Raw genomic sequence first — 19107 nt, 5'->3', positions numbered from 1 at the left:
GTGGGCGGGAGGCGCCCCCCATGAGCCTAGTTCACCATATTTTTACCGCGAACACGTATTGGAGGCGAATCCGGGCCGCTTTGGGCAGGCGCGCGCCTACTCGATTTCGTCGTCGAACGTCACGGCGGCAATCGTGGGCAGGCGGGCCAGTTCCGAGAGCAGGCCGCCCTTCTCCCCGAGCCCCTCAATTTCCAGCTCGACCTCCACCAGGCGGACCGATTCCGGCAGCGCTTCGGTGTTCAGCAGCCGCCCCACGGTGCTCTCCCCGCCCTCGGGAACGGAGCGGGTGTTGAAGCCGAGGATCTGGAAGCCCTGTTGCGTGCAGGCCTGCAGGATCTCCCGCAGCGCACCCGTGCCGTCGACATACTGCACCTGCAGCACGTGGTACCTGCGGCCAAACAGCCGCCCGCGTTCGAGGACCTTCGAGTAGGCCAGCACAATCAGGAAGTACGCGGCCGTGGTGAATGCCGCATACAGCACCAGCCCGGCACCGGCTGCCGCGCCCACCGCCGCCGTGAGCCAGATGGACGACGCCGTGGTCAGTCCACGGACCTTGTTGCGGCGCACGAACACCAGCCCGGCGCCGATGAAGCCGATCCCGGTCACGATCTGGGCGGCCACCCGGGACGGGTCCAGCCGGACCAGGTTGGTTTCCAGGACGTCGGAAAAGCCGTACTTGCTGACCACCACGAACAACGCCGCACCCAGGCCCACCAAGGCGTGCGTGCGCATCCCGGCCGACTTGTTGTTGACCTGGCGTTCCAGGCCGATCAACGTGGGCAGGACGACGGCGGCCACCAGGCACAGCAGGATGGCCCACCACGGCGCGTTGGCGGCAAGGATCATGGCGCCGTCCCGGCGGTTCCGTCGGGGGCGCTGTCGGCAGGGACGTCGGCGGGCGGTTCGGCAGTGAGGTCTGCCGGCACCAGGAAGCCGTCGCGGACCAGGTTGCGCACCTCGCCGTACAGGCTGTCGGCGAAGCCCGCATCGGGCCGCTCCAGCAGCCCTGCGAGCGCGCCGATCAGCTGGCCCACGGTGAGGTCGCCGTCGCTGGCGGAGACAAAGCCGGCCAGTTCGGTGCTGAGCAGGTTGGTGCGGCGCAGCCCCGCCCCCTGGCGCAGCAGGATGACGCCGGGGTGTTCGGCGCCGGGTTTTTGGTGCCGTTCCTCCGTGACGTCCCCGGCCACCACCAGGTACTCGCCCAGGATGGACTTCCGGGCGTCCAGCCAGGCCTCCCGGTCCAGGACCGCCGCCAGGTGAGGGCCCACGGGCTGCTCCACGGGGTACAGGATTTCCTCAAAGCGTGCGGAGGTGTGGAACGGTGCATCGCCGCCGGGTGAGGCCGGTCCCGGTGCGGCCCCGTCTTGGACGGCATCCGGTTTGCGCAGCAGGATGTAGCCAAAGCCGATTCCGGCCACGTTGCGGGTGGCGAAGTCGTGGAGGTAGTCCGCGTAGGCGTCGGCGTAGGCCTGCCTGTCCCGCCCCTGGGAGGCGTCCTGCAGCCAGGTTTCGGCATAGGCACCGGGGCTGAGCTGCTCTCGCTGGATGAACCAGGCCTGCACCCCGTCCGGAACCCACTGCCCGGGACGGGCGGCCCACCCGGGCCCGGCACCGGCGTCGTCCGCCCCCACTTCCCAGTTGCCGAGCATCTGCGCGATGCCGCCGGGTGCCAGGATGCCGGGCAGTTCCCGCACCAGGGTTTCGACGATGGCGTCGCCGGCCAGGCCGCCGTCGCGGTAGGTGAATTGTTCGCCGGTGTCCTCGCCGCGGTGCCGGGGCGTGATGACGAACGGCGGGTTGGAGACGACCAGGTCGAAGGATTCGCCGGCCACCGGATCCAGGAGGCTGCCCAGCCGCAGCGACACGCGCGCGTCCCGGTTGGCGGGGTCAAGGTCGGCTGCGGACAGGCGCAGCGAGGGTGCGTTGAGCAGCAGGTTGAAGCGGGTGAAGGCCAGCGCGCGGACCGAGATGTCGGTGGCGACCACCGTGCCGGCGTGGTGGAGCAGGTGGAACAGCTGGATGCCGCAGCCCGTGCCCAGGTCGAGGGCGCGGCCCACCACGCGCCGGATGGTGCCCTGCGCCAGGGTCAGCGACGCCTGGCCGATGCCAAGCACGTGGTCGTGGCGCAGCACGCCGGGCCGCTGGTGGGCACCGAGGTCGCTGGCCACCCAGAGGTCGGTGCCGGCACCGTCCGGCGTTTCGGCCGGCCAGCCGTAGGGGCGCAGGTCGACGGCGGCGCGCAGCTGGTGTGTCCCGGCGGCCTCCACCAGGCCCAGGGCTTCGAGCACCCGTGGACCGGTGCCGGGCAGGGCGTTGGCGAGCGCGGCACGGTCGACGGGCTCGGCCAGCAGCCACAGCCGGACCACCGTGGCCAGCGGTTCGGTCCGTCCGCGCAGCGCGAGCAGCGCCGGGACCACCTGGTCCCGGCCCAGCGCCTGGTGGGCTTCGGCACCAAGGAGCGCTGCCACGCCGTCGACCGTGTAGTCCAGGGCGGCCAGGCCTGCCGCGAGGGACGCCAGCAGGGCGGGGTCGTCGCTGCGCGGGGCATCCGGGACGGTGGCGAAATCGGTCATTCTCCCAGCCTAACGAGTTTGGTGGATTCAGGGGCCCCTCGGGTGGATCGGGAGGGCCCCGCAGCAAGCTCGCCCCGCGAGCGAGCAGTGGGAGGGCCTGGGGAGTACGATGGCAGCATGCACCTTGTCCAGCGATTTACCTGCCCTCGGCCGCCTCTGGCCGCATGGGCTGCTTCGCTGACGCGCTGAGTCCATCCGGCAGCGGCTGAGGGGTTCGTGCCCACCGCCTCCCGGACTTCAAAGGATTCACCCATGCATGCCTGTCTTTCCCCCGCTGAGCTCAGCGCCGCCCTGGCCATCCCCGACCTGAGCGACCCCGCCTCCGGCCATGCCCTCGCGCAGCTCTCGGCTGTCGTTTCCGGCGCCCTTGCCGCGCACTGGGAGGTGCCGCTTGAGGTGCACAGGCCCGGCCCGCTGGTCTCCACCCGCGACAACTACGACCGCCTGGGCTTCAGCAGCGGCGACGTCACCTGCGATGCACGCTATTCCCGCCACGTCAGCCCCACCGTCATGCTGCGCAGCCACACCTCCGCGGGCATGCCCGCCGTCCTCGATTCACTGCGCCCCGAACTGGGCCGCCACGACACCCTGCACGTGCTGCCGGGCCTCGTGTACCGGCCCGACGCCGTGGACCGCACCCATGTGGGCACCCCGCACCAGCTTGAGCTGTGGCGCCTGCGCTCGCGCGGGCTGCTTGGCGTGCCGGACCTCACGGACATGCTGGGCAGCGTGGTCGACGCCGTCCTGCCCGGCACGCGCTGGCGTGCCGTCCCGAGCGTGCACCCGTACACCACCGCCGGCGTCCAGCTGGACGTCCAGGTGGACGGCGGGTGGCTGGAGCTGGCCGAGGCCGGGCTGGTGGCCGCCACCGTTTTGCGCGCGGCCGGGCTGGATTCGCGGCGCTGGTGCGGGCTGGCGCTGGGCATGGGCCTGGACAGGGCGCTCATGCTGCGAAAGGGCATCGACGACATCCGCCTGCTCCGCTCCAGCGATCCCCGCGTCGCCGCCCAAATGGCGGACCTGCTGCCGTACCGCCCCGTGTCCGCCATGCCGCCGGTGCGCCGCGACCTGTCCCTGCTCTGCGCCGACGACGTCGACGCCGAGGTTTTGGGGGATGCCGCCCGTACCGCGCTGGGGCCGGATGCCGATGTGCTGGCAGGGCTGGACGTGCTGGCGGTAACCCCGGTGTCCGTGCTGCCCGCGGCGGCGCTGTCGAGGTTGGGCGTGGCACGAGAGGCCGGCCCGGCCGGCCCTGGATCCGGGCAGGCAAACGTGCTGGTGCGCCTGACGCTGCAATCGCTGGAGCGGACCCTCACCGCCCGGGAGGCAAACCGGCTGCGCAACCGCGTCTACCTGGCCCTGCACGAGGGACCGGTGCAGGAGCTGATTGCCGGGTAGGGCGGCTGCCGCAGCGCAGGGTGCCGCGGGGCACCCGGGCGGGTGTCCGGCGTCGTGCGTGGTTGCGGGAAGGCGTCAGGTGGTGCAGCCCTGGGGGCACTGCAGCGTTTCCGGGGCGGAGGAGCAGTCCGCGCAGTACAGGTTCAGGTTGCGGCAGGCGGGGTTGGAGCAGTTTTCAAACTTGTTGGTGGGGCGCTCGCAGCGGATGCAGCGGCCGATGGTCTTCGCCTCGTCGCTGAATTCGAGGTGCATGCGCTTGTCAAAGACGTAGAGCGAGCCTTCCCACAGGCCCTTGTCCTTGAACGTTTCGCCGTAGCGGACGATCCCGCCGTCGAGCTGGTAGACCTCCGTGAAGCCGCGATTCACCATGAGCGAGCTGAGCACTTCACAGCGGATCCCGCCCGTGCAGTAGGTGACGACGGGCTTGTCCTTGAGGCTGTCGTACTTGCCGGAGTCCAGTTCGGCGATGAAGTCGTGCGTCGTGGCGACGTCGGGAACGACCGCGTTTTTGAACTTGCCTATCTGGGCCTCGAAGGCGTTGCGCCCGTCGAAGAACACCACCTCGCCGCCGCCGGCTTCCTTGGCGGCAACGAGTTCGTGGAGTTCCTCCGGCTTGAGGTGTTTGCCGCCGCCCACCACACCGTTTTCATCCACCTTGAGTTCGCCCGGCGCCCCGAAGCTGACGATCTCCTCGCGGGCCTTGACGCTCAGCCGGGGGAAGTCGTCGCCGGTGCCGTCGGACCACTTGACGTCGATGTCCCTGAAGGCGGCATACCCGCGCGTGGTTTTCAGGTACTGCTTCAGGTCCCTGATGTCCCCGCCGACGGTGGCGTTGATGCCGTCCTTGGAGACGATGATGCGCCCCTTGAGGTTCAGTTTTTCGCACAAGGCCCGCTGCCACAGCCGCACCGCCTCCGGGTCGAGGACCGGGGCAAAGCCATAAAAGAGCACAATTTTGTTAAAAGCCACGTATTTAAGCGTACGGTGCGCAGACAAACCGGGCATGGCGTGGCTTGTTGGGCGGGCCTCGACATAGTCTGGTGGAATGACATCTGGTTCCACGGAACTTGGGGAACTGCTGGACGCCTGGTTTGCCGGGTGGACGGCGCTCCGCAGCTACCGGACCTCCTTCGAGACCGGCTATCACGCCGCCCTGCGCCTGGACCGCAGCGGCGACTGGGAATACTTCATCAGCGACCCGGAGCCTGCGGATTTTGCCGTGCTGGCCGCCAAGGTGGCCCAGGCCGAAAACCGGGCGGTGAGCGTCCTGGGACCGGACATCCACCGCTACGTGGCGCAGGGCCATGCCGCCGGGCTGGGCATGCTGTCCGCGTCGGAGCAGATGATGGTGGCCCGGATGGAAATCCAGGACAACCAGGACCCCTTCCTGGGCGACCCCGAGCTGACACTGAAGGTGGACCGGATGGGCGGGCGCCGTGCGGCGTCAACCTGCCAGGCCCGGTTTTCCGGCACCATCTCCCGTGGCGGGCTGGTCCTGGCCAGCGGCAAGGTGGCCGTTTATGGCGACTATGCCGTTTTTGACCAAATCGAAACCCATGCGGACCACCGCCGCCGGGGCTACGGGCGGCTGCTGATGCAGTCGCTGGCGGCCAGTGCCAAGGAATACCCCGTCACCACCGGCCTGTTGCTGGCCAGCACCGACGGGCAGCGGCTGTACGCGAAGATGGGCTGGCGCAACGTCAGCGCCGTGACCGTGCTGGTGCCGCGGGCCCGGCTCGAACGGGACATGGCAGCGGGCTGATTGGGGGCCAGCTGGGGACGGTGGCAGGCGCCGCGCTGCGGCGGCACAACGGCGGGGTGGCACAATGATGGGGTGCCCTCCAACGACCCCCTGATCCCGCTCCTTGGAGGGGGTGAAAGCCCCGCCCAGCTCCAGCACGTCCGCCACATTCCGGCGCGCCAGGCAGTGACTGTCCCCTGGCCGCAGTGGGTGCACCCGGACATCGTCCGGGCGTACGGGCTCCTGGGCGTCGATTGCCCGTGGCTGCACCAGGCTGCCGGGGCCGGCGCCGCCCACAACGGCGAACACGTGGTCGTGGCCACCGGCACCGCCTCGGGCAAGTCACTGGTGTACCAGCTCCCGGCGGTGGATGCCGTGCACCGGGCCGAACTGAAGGTGCTCGAGCACCCCGGCAAGCTGGAGCACGACGGGGCCGTGGCCCTTTACCTCTCCCCCACCAAGGCGTTGGCCGCGGACCAGCTGGCGGCCCTGGCATCCCTCCACCTGCCCACCTTGCGCCCCGCAACCTACGACGGCGACACAGCCCCGGCCGACCGCCGCTGGATCCGCGACCACGCCAACTTTGTCCTGGCCAACCCCGACATGCTGCACTTTGGTGTGCTGCCCAACCACACCTGGTGGGCCCGGTTCTTCCGTCGCCTGAAGTACGTGGTCATCGACGAGGCCCACAGTTACCGCGGCGTTTTCGGCTCGCACGTGGCGGTGCTCATGCGCCGCTTGCGCCGCATCTGCGCCCACTACGGGGCCGCCCCGGTGTTCATCGGCGCCTCCGCAACCTCCTCGGACCCGGGGCTGTCCTTTTCCCGGCTGATCGGGGCACCCGTCACCACCGTCGCCGAGGACTCCTCGCCGCACGGCGCCACGACGGTGGCCTTCTGGGAACCCGAGCTCACCGAATTCAAGGGTGAGAACGGTGCCCAGACGCGCCGCACCGCCATCGCCGAAACCTCGGGCCTGCTGGCCAACCTGGTTGCCGCCCGTGTGCGCACCATCGCCTTCATCAAGTCCCGCCGCGGCGCCGAAACCATCGCCAGCGTGGCCCGGCGCCTGTTGGATGAGGTGGATCCAAGCCTGCCCGGGCGGGTGGCCGCCTACCGGTCCGGCTACCTCCCGGAGGAGCGGCGCGCCCTGGAACGGGCCCTGCGATCCGGGGAACTGCTGGGCGTCTCCAGCACGTCCGCCCTGGAGCTGGGCATCGACATTTCAGGCCTGGACGCCGTCCTGGTGGCTGGCTGGCCCGGAACCCGGGCGTCCCTGTTCCAGCAAATCGGCCGCGCCGGCCGGGCGGGCCAGGACGCGCTGGCCGCGTTTGTGGCCAGCGACGACCCCCTGGACACGTATCTGGTGCACCACCCCGAGGCCATCTTCGACGTGCCGGTGGAAGCCACGGTGTTCGACCCCTCCAACCCCTATGTCCTGGGCCCCCACCTGTGCGCAGCCGCCGCCGAACTGCCCCTGACCCATGCGGACCTGCCCCTGTTTCCCGACAATGCGGCCAAGCTGCTAGAGCAGCTCGTGGCTGACGGCTACCTGCGCCGGCGCCCCGCCGGCTGGTTCTGGACCCATCCGCAGAGCGCCGCGGGCATGGTCAACCTGCGCGCCGATGGCGGCGGGCCCATCAACATCATCGACGCCGACACCGGCGCGCTCCTTGGCACCATGGACTCCCCGCAATCGCATTACCAGGCGCACCAGGGGGCCGTATACGTGCATCAGGGCGAACCCTATGTGGTGCTCGAGCTCAATGAACAGGACCATTGCGCCCTGGTCCGCCGCGGCAACCCCGACTACTACACGACGGCCCGCGACGTCACCCAGATTGCCGTGCTGGAATCGGAGCGGCATGAGACGTGGGGGCCGGTTGAAATGCATTTTGGCGAGGTGCAGGTGACCACCCAGGTGGTGTCCTTCCAGCGCAAGGCATTCATCTCCAACGAGGTCCTGGGCGAGGAACCGCTCGAACTCGGTGCGAGGGACTTGTTCACCAAGGCGGTGTGGTTCACGATGGACAACCGAACGCTCCTGGACGGCGGCCTGGTGGAACCACAGTTTCCGGGCGCGCTCCACGCCGCCGAACACGCCGCGATCGGCCTCCTTCCCTTGGTGGCATCCAGCGACCGGTGGGACGTGGGCGGCGTCTCGACCGCGATCCACGCCGACACCGGCCAGCCGACCATCTTTGTCTACGACGGCCACCCGGGCGGTGCCGGCTTCGCTGAACGAGGCTTTGGCATGGCCCGGGTGTGGCTCGCGGCCACCCGCGATGCGATCAGCGCCTGCGAATGCGGTTCCGGCTGCCCGTCCTGCGTGCAGTCCCCCAAATGCGGCAATAAGAACAACCCGCTTGACAAGGCGGGGGCCGTCTCGCTCCTGAACGTCCTGCTCAAGCACGCCGGCTGACCGTCACGGTCCCGGCGGGGGTCCCGGCGGGGGTCCCGCCCTTGCCAGACCGTGGGCGGGCCACGGCAGCGAGGTACGGACCGACACTTCCAACTGCACCGTGTCCGCCCACGGGCCGAGAACCTGGCACGCGGTCAGCGTGGCGCCGTGGCGGGCTGCGAGGCGGGCCGCAACCTGGCAGGGATCGCCGTCCGCCAGGCCGCGCGCTGCGTCTGCGGCGGCGAGCGCAGCAAGGTCGGCTGCCGTGGCGGCCCGCGACGCGGCGGCAGCCGCCTGAACCAGCCCCAGCAGGCCCGCCAACAAAATCAGCAGGGCCATGGCCAGCCCGGCAGCCACCACCGTTCCGGAGCCACGCTCAGGCTCAGCTGCCCGCCAGTGCTTCCGCACGTGCTCACACATGGTTTGCCCCGCCCGCGCACGCGGCCGGCAGGGGCCCGCAGCCCCAACCCCGTGGAACGGGCCGACAGGCCGCCGGCCCATCTCCCACTCGCACCATGCCCGGCAGGCCCGCCACGGCGTTGGGGGCATGGACCCACCGCCACAGGGCTGTTTTCCGCGGCGGCACGGCCCAGGCGCGAGCCGGCACCGTCCGGGCACGGGACGGCACCGCAGCGACGGCTACCGCCTGGGTGACCGCCTGAGTGTCCGCCTGCGTGACCGTTCCGGTCCTTGCCGGCGCAGCCGCGCCCGAAGCTGCCGTGCAGGGCAGCCACGTGCCTGCGCGGCGTGCTGCGGACCCGTCACTTTCCATCCGTGCCGAGGCCGTCGCGCTTTGCTGCCACGGCATCATCGAGGCCAGCGGTCCGGACATCCTGCCGGTAAGGGTCACGGTGGCGTAGCCGCCGTTCCGGCCCACCGAGACGGTGCCCGCACCCCCGGTCGCCCGGCTGGCAATGTCCACCGCCTGGGCGGAGGATTCGCCCCTGGCGAGTGCGCGGGCTCCGGCCCGGGCTCCTTCCTCAAGCCTCAGTTGCAGGATGCCGGCGCCGGCCCCGAGCAGCAGCAACGCCAACAGCAGCGTCACTGCCGGCAGGACGACGGCGAATTCGGCTGTCACGGAACCGCGCCGGGCAGCGTCCTGTTTCCTCGGCCCGCCCTTTCGCATCCGCCGCCGCTTCATCGCCGCCACCACCTCCCGACTTCCGGCCGTCCTTGCCCCACGACTTGCCCCGCCAGCTCAGAAACTCAGGGCCGTGCGGATGATGTTCAACAAAAACCCGCGCACTTCGTCGCTTTTGAGGATGACCACCAGCAACCCGGCAAACCCCACGGCGGCCAACGTCGCTATCGCGTATTCGGCGGTCGCCATGCCTGCCTGCGAACCCAGCCGGTGCAGCCGGCCCACGGGACCCATCCAGGCAACCGGCCCCCGGCCTTGGACCGGCGGCCTGCTGCTGGCCCCCGGGAAGATCTCGCTGACGTTGCTGTGTCCGTCTGCGGGTGCACTTGACGGTGCCGCCGCCGCGTGAAAATCGGTGCTGTACATCTTGACTCCTCGTTGTGTTTTGAGTGGGCTGATCCGGCAGTCGCCGGCATCCGCCGGGCCGCCGGGGCGGCACCTGTTTCCCACTTTTCCCCGCCCGCTGGCGGGAGGAAAGCCCCCTTGTGCCGATCGTGGACCCGGGGCACCGCAGCCTCCCCTGTGGAGGGACGAACCGGAGCAATTCGTGGTGCATGGTGTGGTCCGGCCGCTACATTGCCGGGACCATGGCGACCACCACCGGCACGATGCCCAGGCAGATGAACGCGGGCAGCGAGCACAGTCCGAGCGGCACCACAAGCTTCACGCCCAGTGCTGCGGCCCGCTTCTCGGCATCCCGTTGGGCCTGCCGCCGCCGCTGGGCGGCCTCGGCGTAGAGCAGCGGCGCCGCCGGCGCGCCCGTCAAGGCGGCAAAGCTCAGGGCGGCATGCAGTTGACCCACCGCGCCCCTGTCCCGCACACCCTCCCAGGAATGCTCCCACGAGGCCCCGATCTGAAGCCCGGCCACCACTTGGGACAGGCCCGTCCGGATCTGTGCGGTGGAGACCCCGGCGACCAGTTCCAGCGCCCAGGGAATGGCCAGCCCTGCGTCCAGGGCCGCACCCAACAATTCGAGGAGAAGCGGCACGTCACCGATTCCGCCGCCCGCCGCACCGCGCCCGTTCCCTGCATGCCCCATTCCTGCACCGGCTGCCACGGGGTCCCCTGCATGCCCACCCCCTGCACCGGAATGGCCGGGCCCGGCAGGATTTGCCGTCCGGACGTCCCACCGGCGCCCGGCATCGGTCCCCAGCAGGCAGCCTGCCGCCAGGGCAAGCAGCGCAAAAAATCCCAGGGCCGCCACTACCGTCGCCCGTCAGCGAGGCCACCGGCGGCTTGTCCAGCCGCCCGGCGGAGACGTGATGGGACCGTGGCAGGACCGGCCCGGCTGCCCCGCCGCGACGGCGTGCGCGCGGCCGCGGAAATCAGGCGATGTGACCACCACCTCCCGGCCACCACAAGCACCAGGCCCGCGGCAAGGCAGGCCCAACCGACGGGGCCTCCCAGCAGGACGCCAAGCGGGTCCACTCCCATGGCCGTGCCAAGACCCAGCCCGATGAACGGCAGCCAGGTGAGCAGGCGGACAGTCGCCCGGGGGCCGGCCAGTGCGGTTTCCCTCAGCTCCGCCGTGTCCTGCTCAGTTTCCAGGCGGTCCGCCAGCCGAGACAACACGGCAGCCACCGGCGCACCGCTGGCTTCGCACACCTCAAAACACGCGGCAAGTTCAAGCCAAACGGCCGCCCGCCCGGCCGTACCGGCGGCCGTGGAGAGTCGCCGACCCGGGCCGTGCGCAGCACTGCCGCCGTGGCGCACGGCGGACCGTATGGCGTCGGCCGTGGGCAGGCCCAGGGCACTCGCACGCTCCACGGCCCGGATGACGGCCAGGGCCGGCGGCTCGCCCGGCGGCGCCGCCCCCTGGGGAGCCGGGCGGCGCGGCAGCTGACCGGCGGCACCACTGCTTGGCCCCGGGCTCCGGCCCGGGGCATCGCTGAAACGGTTGGCGCGGGGCCGCTGGCGGGAGGCCGACTGCTCGGTGGCCAGGACTCCGGCGAGCGCCGCCCACAAGACCGGACCGTTCCGTCCCGAGGCCAGCAGTGCGGCCAGCTGCCTCACCAACCGCGGCATCGAAATGCCACCGTCCCGGCCAGGCGGCCGCCATGGCACCCAAGCACCTGCGAACGGACCACGGGCCCGCCGGGCACCGGCGCCCACGGCGGGACCGGGCCAGCGCCGGCGTCGTGCCGAACAAAGCAGGCAGGCGGCGGCCGCCAGCACGAACACCGTCACCGCGGCCATGGTGCTCTCCCCTCGGGGAACCCGGGGTCGAGACCCAGCCGGTCCGCCAGCTCCGGCCAGGCCGGTCCCATGGACACCTGCCCTCCTGCCGGCGACGGACCGTCCGGTGCGGAGGGCGGGGCCGGGCCCACGGCCAGGGCCGTCACCACGGCCAGCCGGCCGTCGCGCAGTCCCACCACCCCGATCCCGGACACCCGCCGCCCGCCGGCGTCGCGGTCGACATGGATCACCACGTCAAGTGCACTGGACGCCTGAAGGGCAACCGCCTCGATGCTCATCCCCGCCAGCACGCCCAACGCGGCCAACCGGGCGGGCACGTCCGCGGCACTGTTGGCGTGAATCGTCCCACCGCCACCGCTGTGCCCCGTGTTCAGGGCCATGAGCAGCTCCCGGACTTCCAGTCCGCGGCATTCGCCGACGATCAGCCGCCCGGGGCTCATGCGCAACGCCTGACGGACCAGTTCCTGCAGGTCAATGCTGCCCGCACCCTCCGCGTTGGCATGCCTGGCTTCCAAGGTCAGGACGTGGGGATGGTTGGGTTCCAGCTCCGCCGCGTCCTCAATGAGGACAAGCCGCTCGCAGGGTTGGCACAGGCCCAGCAGCGTGGCGAGCAGCGTCGTCTTTCCGGCCCCCGTGGCACCGCTGACCAAAAACCCGAGACGGGTGTCGATGATGCGGCGCAGCACGACGGCCACGGCCGGATGCACACAGCCATCGGACTGCAGTTCCCCCAGCGTGAACGAGCGGCGCCGCCCGATCCTGATCGACAGCAGCGTCCCGCTCGAGGAAACGGGCGGCAGGACGGCGTGGATGCGGTAGCCCGGTGCGATCTTCACGTCGACGCACGGGGAGCTGTCATCCAGCCGCCGGCCGCCGGCGGCGATCAGCCGCACGGCGAGGGCGCGCAGTGCGGCTTCCCCGTCGAAAGACACTTCGACCGGTTCGGGGCCTGCGCCACGGTCCAGCCACACTGAATCCGGCGCGTTGACAAAAATGTCGGTCACGCTCGGGTCCAGTGCCAGCGGCTGCAGCGGCCCCAAGCCGTTGAGTTCGGCATTGATCCTGTCCATGGCGGCCAGCGAGCCCGCCGCACCCAGCAGCCGGCCGCTCTCGCGCACCGCTGACGCCACCCGCAGCTCGGTCACCGGCCCCGCTTCGGCCAGCACCGATCGCCGGACCACTTCGAGCAGACCCGGATCCACAGCTGCCGGGCCGGGCCGTCCGGGGTGGGCACTGGCCGGTCCGGCCGGCCGGGCCGCGTCGAACGGGGCCCGGGCCGCATGGCGGGTCATCGTCCGCGTCTCCCGCGTCCGGCAGGCATGGGCTCCGGTGAGGCATCCCCGGCGAGCCAGCCGAGGACTCCGCCGGCCAGGCGTCGCACCTGCCGGTGCCGGGCCAGGTCGGGGAGGCGCCCGGCGTCGAGCGCTTCCTCCATCCCCTTGATCCGCGGCAGGTGCCCGACCAGCGGCACGCCAACGGCGTCGGAAACCATGTGGGCGTCGACGCCGTTGCGCAGCGGCCCCGCCACGACCAGTCCGACGGGTGCCGCGGGGAGTGCCTGGAGCACGCGTTGGGCCGCGGCCGCCGCGCGCAGGCGTGCCGGGACCAGCATGACAAAACCGTCGCAGTGCATGCCCAGCCCGTCCGCCGGCCCCGCCGACCTGCCGACGTCCACCACCACCAGCCCATACGCGTCGCGGGCTGCGCGCATGACCTCCGCTTCCGCGGCGGCGCGGTCACCGCCACCGGCCTCCGCGCCCCCACCCCACGAGAGCAGTGACATGCCGGCCAGCTGCGGCAGTGAGGCGGCAAGCTGTTCCGGGTTGATGGCCCCCGAGGCGTGCAGCAGATCCGGCCACCGCAGGCCGGGGAGGGCGTCCGCGGCCACGGCAGCATCCAGGTTCCCGCCCCACGGGTCGCCGTCCACCAGCAGCACCCGGATCCCCCGCGACGCCGCCTGCCCGGCCACGAGGGCGGCCAGGGTTGATGCCCCGGCCCCGCCGCAGCCTCCGACGATGCCCACAATCCCCGGCCCGGCGGCGGGCTCCCGCAACCGGGTGAAATAGTTTGCCAGCCATTGTGCGGAATCCGGAAGCACGGCCACCCGGTCCGCACCCAGCCGCGAGGCCTGCAGCCACATCCGCCCCGCGTCCCCGGCCGGCCCCACCACCACGGTGGGCCCGCGCCACCCGGGCAGCCCGCCCGGCACGTCGCTGCCAATGAGGACCGCCGCCATGTCCGCCCACCGTCCTCCGCTTTGATCGACGGTTTCAGCAATGACCAGTTCGACGGCGGCTGCCGCACAGACGCGCCCCACCTCGCCGTGGAGCGCGGGCGACCCGGAGACCACCATGACGGTCGTTCCGGGGCCCGGCAGCCACGCCGGCGGGACATCATGCGGTGCAGCCGCCGTGGCGGCATGCGGTCCGGCATCCGGCCCGTGGCGGGCGTTCATTCGTGTCATCATGGATCCACTGTCCATCCGGCACGGGCGGCCGTTCCAGTGGCCGGCCGCCGAATGTGGACAAGGCGGAGGGCCGGGGCGGCTGTGGAGGCGGCAGCCGCGGCGGACCATCCCAGCTCCGGAGGGGGTCCCCGCCCGAGGCCCCCGTGCAAATGTTCGAAAGGACCGCCAGGCAAGGGAGAATGGAGGAATGTACGCGCTACTGGCCACCGCAGCCGAGCCCGCCGCCGTCGAGCTCCAGCTATGGGACGACGGCGGCAGCCCGGCATCCGACGTCCGGAAAGTCGCCGCCGCCTCCCTGGCCGGGGCCGTGCGGGCCACGGAACGTGAGCACCGGCCGCGGTGGGTGTGGGACCGCGCGCAACACTGGTATCCGGGGCTGCTGGCCGCGGGCACGCGTGTGGAGCGGTGCCACGACCTGGCGTTGTGCCAGGCAATCCTGCTGCATTCCCAATTCACGGCGGGGACCGGCTACCGGCAGCGCGCCCGGGCGCTGCCGCCCGAGGACTTGCCGCCGGCGGCCGGCCCCGACACGGCCCAGGGCAGCCTCTTTGACCAGCCCGCCAGGAACGCCGGCTGGGGCCTGGACGCGGTGGCGGCGGAACTTGCGGCCCAAAAAACCGCCATTGCCTCCTCCACACACCCCGCCAGGCTGTCACTTCTCACCACTGCGGAATCCGCCGGCGCCTTGGTGGCCGCCGAGATGCAAAATGAAGGCATCCCCTGGCGCACCGACCTGCATAGGAGGCTGTTGGATGAACTGTTGGGCACCGAGCCGCCGGACCACGCCCGGCCGCCAAAACTGGAGGCCCTGGCCGTGGAACTGCGGGCCGCCCTGGACGCACCGGCCCTGAACCCGGACTCCCCGCAAGACCTCATGAGGGCCCTCCACCGGGCCGGGATAGACGCCAAGTCCACCCGGTCCTGGGAGTTGCAGGAATACCAGCATCGCGCCATTGGGCCGCTGCTGGCCTACCGCAAACTGAGCCGGCTGTTCACCACGAACGGATGGGCCTGGCTGGACCAGTGGGTGCGTGCGGGCCGTTTCCACCCCGAGTACTTGGTGGGCGGGGTGGTCTCCGGCCGGTGGGCGTCCCGCGGTGGCGGGGCCATGCAGATTCCCAAGCAAATCCGCGGGGCTGCGGTGGCGGACCCCGGGTTCAAGCTGGTTGTGGCCGATGCCGCCCAGCTGGAGCCGCGGGTCCTGGCCGCCCTGGCCCAGGATTCGGCGATGGCTGCCGCCGGCCGCGACAAGGACCTGTATGCCGGCATCGCCGCCCAGGGCTTTGGCGGCGAACGGGCCATGGCCAAGGTGGCGCTGCTGGGCGCCATTTATGGGTCGACGTCGGGCGAATCGGGCAGGCTGATGCCGCAGCTGACGCGCATGTACCCGCGGGCCGTGGGATTCGTGGAAGAGGCGGCCCGGGCCGGCGAACGTGGCGAACAGGTCTCCACCCACCTGGGGCGCAGCACACCCCCGGTCTCGGAGCAATGGAGGGCCGGGCAGCGCAGCAGCACCGCCGACGAACAGCGCCGGGCTGAATCCGCGGCACGCTCGCGGGGCCGCTTCACCCGCAACTTCGTGGTCCAGGGAACGGCGGCGGAGTGGGCGTGCTGCTGGCTGGCCGAACTGCGGCGCCGGCTGCGCGCCCTCGCGCCCGAACCTGCCCTGCTGCCCGACCGTGCCCTTGCGCCCGCCGGCGGTGCTCCCGCCGGCACGGCAATAACAACCCGCCCTGAGCTGGTGTTTTTCCTGCACGACGAAGTCATGGTCCACTGTCCGGACGCCCTGGTGGGCGCCGTGACGGAAATTGTGCATGAGTCGTCGCGGGTGGCCACCCGGTTGTTGTTTGGCCGGATTCCGCTGGAGTTCCCCGTCAACGTGACAGTGGTGGATTCGTACGCGGACGCGAAGTGACCTGCCGGTCCCGCCGGAACCGATCCGCCGGCGCCGTTCCTGACGGCCCCTACAGCGGCGCCGGGATCTTCCGGGAAGCGTCCCAGGGCACAGACCAGCCCAGTTCGTCCAGGACATGGGTGAGGATTCCCGCAGTCAGGCCCCACACCACCACGCCGTTCACGGTGAACGCCGGGCCGCAGTACGTCCGCCCGTTTCGGGTCAGCGTTGCCGTGACGCGGTTGTCGGGGTCCAGGAGGTCGCGCACCGGGACGCGAAACACCTGGGCCGATTCGCCATAGTCCACCACGTCGACGGGGGTCTGCCGCGCCCACCAGCCCAGCACGGGCGTGACGATGAAGTTGCTGACCGGGACCGGGACTTCCGGCAGCGAACCGAGGATTTCAACCCCTGCCGGGTCCAGTCCGGTTTCCTCCTCGGCTTCCCGCAGGGCCGCCGCCTGCACGGATTCGTCCCCGGGGTCGACACCGCCGCCGGGGAAGGCCACCTGCCCGGGATGGTTGGACAGGGTCGCGGCCCGTTGGATGAGCAGCACGTCCAGCTCGGCCGCGGCGAGGGGCTTGGAGGACGCCGCCGGAACGTCGTCCAGCGCCCCGAAAAGCATGAGCACGGCCGCAGGGCGCGCCTTGCTGCGGTCCATGGGTGAATTCCAGAGCGCGGCGCGGGCAGCGTGGAACCCGCCGGAACGGGCCCGCCCCGCCAGCGCCTTGAGGTCCGCGTAGGCGCTCATTCCGCGGCCGCGGCGGCAGGCGTTGCAGCCGGAGCTGGCGTCCCGGCGACGCCCGCCCGGGCAGCGCGCTGGGATGCCTGCCGGTATTCGGCGGCCCTGCCCACGTCGGCCAGCATCCGGGCCAGCAGCGCCTCCTGGCCGGGCGCCAGCTCATATTTCAACAGCTTGGCGGCCTTGGCCGGGTCCACCTCGCCTTCACCGTAGGCGGGGCAGAGGTGGGCGATGGGGCACGCCCCGCAGGCCGGATTGCGGGCGTGGCAGATGCGCCGGCCGTGGAAGACCACCCGGTGCGAGACCATGGTCCAGTCCCTGCGTTCAAACAGGGCGGCAACGTCGGCCTCGATCCGCACGGGGTCCGCCGATTCGGTCCAGCCAAAGCGGCGCGCCAACCGGATGAAGTGCGTGTCAACGGTGATGCCCGGCACCCCAAAGGCGTTCCCCAGCACCACATTGGCGGTTTTCCGCCCCACGCCCGGCAGGGTGGTGAGGGCTTTCAGGGAACCGGGCACCTCGCCGTCGTACTGGTCAACAATGCGCGTGGCCAGGGCGATCAGGTTGGCTGCCTTCGCCCGGAAGAACCCGGTCGGCTTGATCAGCGTCTCCAGCTCCACCGAGGCCGCTTCCGAGAGGGCCAGCGCGTTGGGGTACCGGGCAAAGAGCGCCGGGGTGACCGCGTTGACGCGCACATCCGTGGTCTGTGCCGAGAGCACGGTGGCCACCAGCAGCTCAAAGGCGTTGCGAAAATCCAGTTCCGCGTGCGCATAGGGGTACAGCTCCGCGAGTTCGCGGTTGATCCGCCGCGCCCGGCGCTTGAGCGCCAGCGGAGACTCGTTCTCGACCGGTTTCAAGGCCTACTGGACCTCCGGTGCCCGTTCAACTCCCACGAGGTCCAGCAACAGCCCCGTCTTGCCATGGCTGTCCTGCACCAGGAAGCTGTTTCCGCGGTCCTCCAGCGCCAGGATCCAGGAACCCGGCATCAGCTTGAACACGAACTGGCGGGTGTGCTCATCCACCACATTCTGCGGGCGGTCCACGGCGAACCAGAACGGATCGGCCGCGACGGGCTGGGCCTGCGGGTGGACCGTTGCGCCGATGCTCTCCGTGGGGGCGGGGCCGGAGCCGACAACCTTCGGATTGAGCGTGGTGGCCGGCGCGCTTTCCGCTGCAGGTACGACGCCGGAATCCTGCACCGGGGCCGGCGCCCCCTGGGCTTCTCCCGTGGTGGGGGACGACGTGGCGGACACGGCATCCTGCGCGCCGTCGTGGACTGCATTGTCCGTGGAACTGCCCGTCCCGGCCGTGGCAGGTGCGGCCGCGCTTGAATCGGCCGTCCCGGCCGTGGCCGATCCGGAAGTTCCGAAATCCGCCGCAGGGGCCGCGGCAGCGGCAGTCGCCGAGGCAGCAGTCTCCTCGGCCGCGGCCGCCCGGGAGGGGGCACCTGAAGCACCAGCCGTACCCGAAGTGGCCGAACCCGAAGCTGCGGCACCGGTGGCCGCCGGGGCGGATGCGCCGGCGGGCGTGAAGATTTGTCCGGCGGGGGTGTGGCCCGCAATCGGGGACCCGGCGTTCCAGCTCCGGCCCTGCTGCACCGGTTCCGGCTGGCTGGCGGATCCACCTGCGGACGGTCCGGCCGGGAGCGCCAGCGCCGGCTTCGGGGCGCCCGGGCGGCGGGTGGCGGGCACGGCGTCGCGTGCGGCCGGGTGGGAGGGGGATTCGGCGCGGTCGGCGAAGTCGGCGGCAAAGACCGGAATCCAGGGGACCAAGACGGTCGCGGCCAGCAGCACCAGTGCGCCGATCAGGGCCACCACGTAGGCCGCGCGGAATTCGGTGACGGTGGCCAGAAAGAAGTACAAGGTGGCGAAGCCGGCCACCACGGAGGCGAACTGGTCCACCGAAAGCGAGCCGACGCGCGGCTTCACTTCGGGGCTCAGCCGGCGGATGACGAAGAGTGCGCCGACCACCAGGGGCAGGACCACGCCGATCACCAGGAAGAACAGGGGGCTGAGGTTCCAGAAGTTCCCGGCATATCCGGCGCCCATGACCAGCGGCAGCAAGGAGGCTACGAAAATTACCAAAACTCCAACAAGTGCGGCGACATCACGGACGGTCAACGGCCCGAGCAGGGCCCTGCTCCGGGCCTGGCCCTTGCGTTCCGACGCCACCGCGGTGGTTGACGCTTTTTGCTGTGTCATGGGGTCACTCCTCAAAGTCACGGTTCTGTTACAGCCTAGTGAACGCGGATGGCCAACACTAGCGGGCCACGGGCATAAGGCCCCCATGTCGGGCGAAAAGTGGCCAACAACGGGCTTCGGCACGGCCGGCGGGATGTGCTCCCCGGCGGGCTTGCCGCCAGCCTGCGCCTGCGCAAACCGCAGTCAGGCGCATAACCACCCCCTCCCGTCCCCTTGGCCTGTGACGGCAAACACGGTGTGGCGTCCAACACGCTACAGTGAAACTTGAAAAAGCTGGGAAAAGGACACGGTGCCGGCCCCGCTTTCCAGGCGCCCGCGGGGGCCCGGATTCGGGGTGCACGGCATCCGTGGAGC

At 71.0% G+C, this 19107-nt stretch carries 17 protein-coding genes; 4 read left to right on the top strand and 13 right to left on the bottom strand.

The window, feature by feature from the left end:
• Positions 1-96: 96 nt before the first annotated feature.
• Together G6035_RS13970 and G6035_RS13965 are read right to left on the bottom strand one after the other, a co-directional pair.
• On the bottom strand, positions 97-846 hold the full coding sequence (locus tag G6035_RS13970) for an MgtC/SapB family protein (RefSeq protein ID WP_176617710.1): 750 nt from the start codon (positions 844-846) through the stop codon (positions 97-99).
• Complete coding sequence (locus tag G6035_RS13965; RefSeq protein WP_176617709.1) at positions 843-2573, bottom strand: methyltransferase; 1731 nt, start codon at positions 2571-2573, stop codon at positions 843-845. The genes G6035_RS13970 and G6035_RS13965 overlap by 4 nt, the downstream gene beginning before the upstream one ends.
• Before the next feature lie 252 nt (positions 2574-2825).
• On the opposite strand from G6035_RS13965, the gene G6035_RS13960 reads away from it, so the two are divergent.
• Positions 2826-3971, top strand: coding sequence for a hypothetical protein (locus G6035_RS13960; RefSeq protein ID WP_176617708.1), 1146 nt, complete (start codon positions 2826-2828; stop codon positions 3969-3971).
• A 75-nt stretch (positions 3972-4046) separates the two neighbouring features.
• Here the strand turns inward: G6035_RS13960 and G6035_RS13955 are convergent, their stop codons facing one another.
• On the bottom strand, positions 4047-4940 hold the full coding sequence (locus G6035_RS13955; RefSeq protein ID WP_176617707.1) for a rhodanese-related sulfurtransferase: 894 nt from the start codon (positions 4938-4940) through the stop codon (positions 4047-4049).
• A gap of 76 nt (positions 4941-5016) precedes the next feature.
• Here G6035_RS13955 and G6035_RS13950 point away from each other — a divergent pair, with 76 nt between their 5' ends.
• Both G6035_RS13950 and G6035_RS13945 read left to right on the top strand, forming a co-directional pair.
• Entirely contained in the window at positions 5017-5733 is a 717-nt protein-coding gene (locus G6035_RS13950; protein ID WP_176617706.1) for a GNAT family N-acetyltransferase, read from the top strand.
• Positions 5734-5805: 72 nt separating this feature from the next.
• On the top strand, positions 5806-8133 hold the full coding sequence (locus G6035_RS13945) for a DEAD/DEAH box helicase (RefSeq protein ID WP_176617705.1): 2328 nt from the start codon (positions 5806-5808) through the stop codon (positions 8131-8133).
• A 3-nt stretch (positions 8134-8136) separates the two neighbouring features.
• Here G6035_RS13945 and G6035_RS13940 read toward each other — a convergent pair whose 3' ends face one another.
• The 7 genes from G6035_RS13940 to ssd form a co-directional block, all read right to left on the bottom strand.
• A complete protein-coding gene (locus G6035_RS13940) occupies positions 8137-8532 on the bottom strand; it encodes an Rv3654c family TadE-like protein (RefSeq protein ID WP_176617704.1) in 396 nt (131 codons plus the stop codon).
• Positions 8525-9190 carry a TadE family type IV pilus minor pilin gene (locus G6035_RS20645; RefSeq protein ID WP_309145232.1) on the bottom strand — a complete coding sequence of 222 codons (666 nt, stop codon included), beginning with the start codon at positions 9188-9190 and terminating at the stop codon, positions 8525-8527. Before G6035_RS20645 ends, G6035_RS13940 begins: the two co-directional genes overlap by 8 nt.
• A 120-nt stretch (positions 9191-9310) precedes the next feature.
• Positions 9311-9619 (bottom strand): DUF4244 domain-containing protein, encoded by a 309-nt coding sequence (locus tag G6035_RS13930; protein WP_176617703.1) that lies wholly within the window; start codon positions 9617-9619, stop codon positions 9311-9313.
• 205 nt (positions 9620-9824) lie between these two features.
• Positions 9825-10241 carry a type II secretion system F family protein gene (locus tag G6035_RS13925; RefSeq protein WP_256883891.1) on the bottom strand — a complete coding sequence of 139 codons (417 nt, stop codon included), beginning with the start codon at positions 10239-10241 and terminating at the stop codon, positions 9825-9827.
• Between the two features lie 215 nt (positions 10242-10456).
• Positions 10457-11278, bottom strand: a complete 822-nt coding sequence (locus G6035_RS13920) for a type II secretion system F family protein (RefSeq protein ID WP_176617702.1) — start codon at positions 11276-11278, stop codon at positions 10457-10459.
• Positions 11279-11436: 158 nt separating this feature from the next.
• Positions 11437-12741, bottom strand: a complete 1305-nt coding sequence (locus tag G6035_RS13915; protein ID WP_176617701.1) for a TadA family conjugal transfer-associated ATPase — start codon at positions 12739-12741, stop codon at positions 11437-11439.
• Positions 12738-13916: a septum site-determining protein Ssd gene (gene ssd, locus G6035_RS13910; RefSeq protein WP_176617700.1), complete on the bottom strand. Its 1179-nt coding sequence runs from the start codon at positions 13914-13916 to the stop codon at positions 12738-12740. Before ssd ends, G6035_RS13915 begins: the two co-directional genes overlap by 4 nt.
• 187 nt (positions 13917-14103) lie before the next feature.
• On the opposite strand from ssd, the gene G6035_RS13905 reads away from it, so the two are divergent.
• Positions 14104-15831 (top strand): bifunctional 3'-5' exonuclease/DNA polymerase, encoded by a 1728-nt coding sequence (locus G6035_RS13905; RefSeq protein ID WP_176617699.1) that lies wholly within the window; start codon positions 14104-14106, stop codon positions 15829-15831.
• Between the two features lie 49 nt (positions 15832-15880).
• On the opposite strand, the gene G6035_RS13900 is transcribed toward G6035_RS13905, so the two are convergent.
• Genes G6035_RS13900 through G6035_RS13890 form a run of 3 tightly spaced genes read right to left on the bottom strand, consistent with a single transcriptional unit; the run spans position 15881 to position 18753 of the window.
• On the bottom strand, positions 15881-16561 hold the full coding sequence (locus G6035_RS13900; protein WP_176617698.1) for a CoA pyrophosphatase: 681 nt from the start codon (positions 16559-16561) through the stop codon (positions 15881-15883).
• Positions 16558-17409 (bottom strand): endonuclease III, encoded by an 852-nt coding sequence (nth, locus tag G6035_RS13895; RefSeq protein WP_176617697.1) that lies wholly within the window; start codon positions 17407-17409, stop codon positions 16558-16560. The genes G6035_RS13900 and nth overlap by 4 nt, the downstream gene beginning before the upstream one ends.
• A gap of 3 nt (positions 17410-17412) precedes the next feature.
• Positions 17413-18753, bottom strand: coding sequence for a hypothetical protein (locus tag G6035_RS13890; RefSeq protein WP_176617696.1), 1341 nt, complete (start codon positions 18751-18753; stop codon positions 17413-17415).
• Positions 18754-19107: the final 354 nt, after the last annotated feature.

This window comes from Arthrobacter sp. SDTb3-6 (assembly GCF_013376095.1).
Taxonomy (GTDB): Bacteria; Actinomycetota; Actinomycetes; order Actinomycetales; family Micrococcaceae; genus Specibacter.
The sequence above is the reverse complement of the archived record's forward strand: the minus strand, read 5'-3'. Positions and strand labels throughout refer to the sequence as shown.

Bases quoted from the DNA above. Each gene is read 5' to 3' on its own strand.
- G6035_RS13950 (WP_176617706.1), top strand. From the start codon at position 5,017: ATGACATCTGGTTCCACGGAACTTGGGGAACTGCTGGACGCCTGGTTT.
- G6035_RS13940 (WP_176617704.1), bottom strand. From the start codon at position 8,532: ATGTGTGAGCACGTGCGGAAGCACTGGCGGGCAGCTGAGCCTGAGCGT.
- G6035_RS13960 (WP_176617708.1), top strand. From the start codon at position 2,826: ATGCATGCCTGTCTTTCCCCCGCTGAGCTCAGCGCCGCCCTGGCCATC.
- G6035_RS13915 (WP_176617701.1), bottom strand. From the start codon at position 12,741: ATGACCCGCCATGCGGCCCGGGCCCCGTTCGACGCGGCCCGGCCGGCC.
- G6035_RS13905 (WP_176617699.1), top strand. From the start codon at position 14,104: ATGTACGCGCTACTGGCCACCGCAGCCGAGCCCGCCGCCGTCGAGCTC.
- G6035_RS13890 (WP_176617696.1), bottom strand. From the start codon at position 18,753: ATGACACAGCAAAAAGCGTCAACCACCGCGGTGGCGTCGGAACGCAAG.
- G6035_RS13920 (WP_176617702.1), bottom strand. From the start codon at position 11,278: ATGCCGCGGTTGGTGAGGCAGCTGGCCGCACTGCTGGCCTCGGGACGG.
- G6035_RS13930 (WP_176617703.1), bottom strand. From the start codon at position 9,619: ATGTACAGCACCGATTTTCACGCGGCGGCGGCACCGTCAAGTGCACCC.
- G6035_RS13900 (WP_176617698.1), bottom strand. From the start codon at position 16,561: ATGAGCGCCTACGCGGACCTCAAGGCGCTGGCGGGGCGGGCCCGTTCC.
- G6035_RS13970 (WP_176617710.1), bottom strand. From the start codon at position 846: ATGATCCTTGCCGCCAACGCGCCGTGGTGGGCCATCCTGCTGTGCCTG.
- ssd (WP_176617700.1), bottom strand. From the start codon at position 13,916: ATGATGACACGAATGAACGCCCGCCACGGGCCGGATGCCGGACCGCAT.
- G6035_RS13965 (WP_176617709.1), bottom strand. From the start codon at position 2,573: ATGACCGATTTCGCCACCGTCCCGGATGCCCCGCGCAGCGACGACCCC.